Source organism: uncultured Nitrospira sp. (genome assembly GCA_902500695.1).
GTDB lineage: Bacteria > Nitrospirota > Nitrospiria > Nitrospirales > UBA8639 > Nitrospira_E.
Map to the genome: position 1 here is coordinate 1 of CABVRQ010000170.1, position 2,239 is coordinate 2,239.

The 2,239-nt window shown below is 50.7% G+C and carries 3 protein-coding genes; all 3 read right to left on the bottom strand.

Annotation, left to right across the window (positions count from 1 at the left end):
- Positions 1–937 precede the first annotated feature (937 nt).
- On the bottom strand, positions 938–1,279 hold the full coding sequence (locus AAH187_RS19170) for a Txe/YoeB family addiction module toxin (protein ID WP_342350095.1): 342 nt from the start codon (positions 1,277–1,279) through the stop codon (positions 938–940).
- A gap of 65 nt (positions 1,280–1,344) precedes the next feature.
- A complete protein-coding gene (locus tag AAH187_RS19175; protein WP_342350096.1) occupies positions 1,345–1,587 on the bottom strand; it encodes a type II toxin-antitoxin system Phd/YefM family antitoxin in 243 nt (80 codons plus the stop codon).
- A gap of 342 nt (positions 1,588–1,929) precedes the next feature.
- Positions 1,930–2,239, bottom strand: a 310-nt coding sequence (locus AAH187_RS19180; RefSeq protein ID WP_342350097.1) for a hypothetical protein, incomplete at its 5' end; no start/stop codon positions are given.

Genomic DNA, 2,239 nt, shown 5'->3' on the forward strand with positions numbered 1-2,239 from the left:
TATTATCTCCAGGTAGACGGTTCTCCATGGCAGGGGCAAGAAGCCTAGGGAAAGGTCCCGTGACTTGACTTTCAACACGGTTGCTGCGCGGTTCACCGACACCGGTGGCGGGCAAACTCGCTTCGCTCAAACACTGCCCGCCTATTCTCCGGTGCCGGTTGCACTGCTCGGCCATACCACCAGGTCAGGGGAGACTAGAGGGAAAGGGTGAATCAACGCACTGGCCTCAAACAAAGCCCGCCAGTTGAAAGCGGCCCACCATTGGGCCAGACGGCCGGTATTGGACCATAGGTAAAGAACCATTCATGGACACACATGAAAGAGGAAGAATCCCTATATTTTTTGCATAATCCGAAGAAACCCACGAAGGATAGAAGAATGTACTCAATCCTTTAGACAACTGCCACGACAAGAATCAAAAAATAAACCGTAAAAAAGAAGAAGGGCTTTCTCTATATGTTCAAATCAGAATATCGTTTAATAATCGTGGAAATTTGTCAGGGAAAGATTCATGCTTTTTCCAAAATTATTCGAGGCCGAAACCAAACACTTAAATCCAAACTCGTCTCTTTTCGAATACAAACACCATCTTTGGCTGGGCACAGATTCTTCGCCACCGGCTCAGAATGACAACGTTTTTAAAATGAATCGCGGCACAATTGCTCTCCCCATGTCTGAATGCTCACACCTGCCTTATCCTGAGGTCTGCCCATTCCTTCATTTGATCTGACGCCTGCCACCTGTCCCCATGATCGGACGCTCTTTTTCTTGACGGGCTTGTTTGAGCACCGCGAGTTAGCCCGTCTCCTCTTACTTCGCGTCCGATCAATCTGATGAGGCCGGGCGGGGCGTCATTGGTTTTGGCCACTTTTGACAAAACAAAAGGGCCTCGCCTGCCGGGGCGAACCCCAGAAAAGGATTCCGACCACGGCTAGAATCAGAAAATAGGAGGAGAAAAAGAAGAAATACAACAGGAAGAAACAATGTGGCTACCACCGGCTACTGAGAAGCGGTCACAAACGCTGACTTGGTTCGGAGGGATGCCTTTAGACGACAATCCGATATAAGAAGTGGTTACCCTGTCTTGTTCGTAATGTGTCCACATTCGGATGATTTTGACGGTCTTGATGTCATCGAGAATTTGGTAGACGAGACGATGTTGAATATTGATTCTTCGGGAGCATGCTCCCGCAAGGTCGCCGACGAGCTTCTCATTGGGCGGTGGGGTTTGGTAGGAAATTTTGTACAAAACCTCGAGAAGTTTTCGTGCTTGGGGCATAAGACCAGACCGCGAGACCTATTTCGCATCGCGCCTGTGCTGATTGGTATAGACAAGCGTCCAACTCACCAATCAAGGTCCGTTTTGCACTTATCAACCGGCGTCTTTAATCCCTTGACTATCGATTCACGCATGCCGGGGATCGACCTACGATACAGCGTTTCCTGGATGGCACGCCAATCCTCTTCCGACACGAGGACAGCAGAATGGCGTTTACCGGCAATCTGAATCGGCTCATGCGAATTCGCTACATCGTCAAGCAACGCATAGAGCTGCTTTCGGGCTTCTGTGGCAGTGATGCTTGTCATTGTGATACCTCCATCGATTACGTACGAATTTACTTATGCCGTTTGGCTCGTTGGATCAAGGGCCCATATTGGCCAACGGAGCCCGAGGCGGAGCGGCGAACCCTAAGTCCTTCGATTCGAAACACGCATTCGCCTGAACTAATTTACGGACACCTGTGGCCGCCGAAAAAGGGGCTTTTGGCACAGACTCTCTTCCGCATTATCCCAGTCTCTCCACGCTCCGTTCATGACCTATCTGTAAAGACACAGGAAAGGAGGCCTTTCGGTCCTTGCCCATTTTGTATGAATGAGGACCCCATGGGACACACGTTGCCTCTCACTCTCGTCTACAGGCTATCAGACCTAAGGAGTGAGGACGGTTTTCTCTGAGTGTTGCCCCTCATAGACATCTTTCTCTGGCCGAACTGACGCCGGCTCTGGAGACAGATAATCAGCGAGGCCCCGTTGAATGATGCCGTAATTCAGAAATGGGTATTGCCCCAGGAAGGCCCGCTTTCCGACCGATGCGGTGACGGGATCATCATTATGAATGATTTCCGGAATCATCCGGTCAATCCGCTTTCGAGCGGTATGAAACACTTCATCGGCCAGATCCCAGACTCCGGGATCACCCTCCCGGCTATACTGCCGTTCCGCCCACAACGCCGCAGCC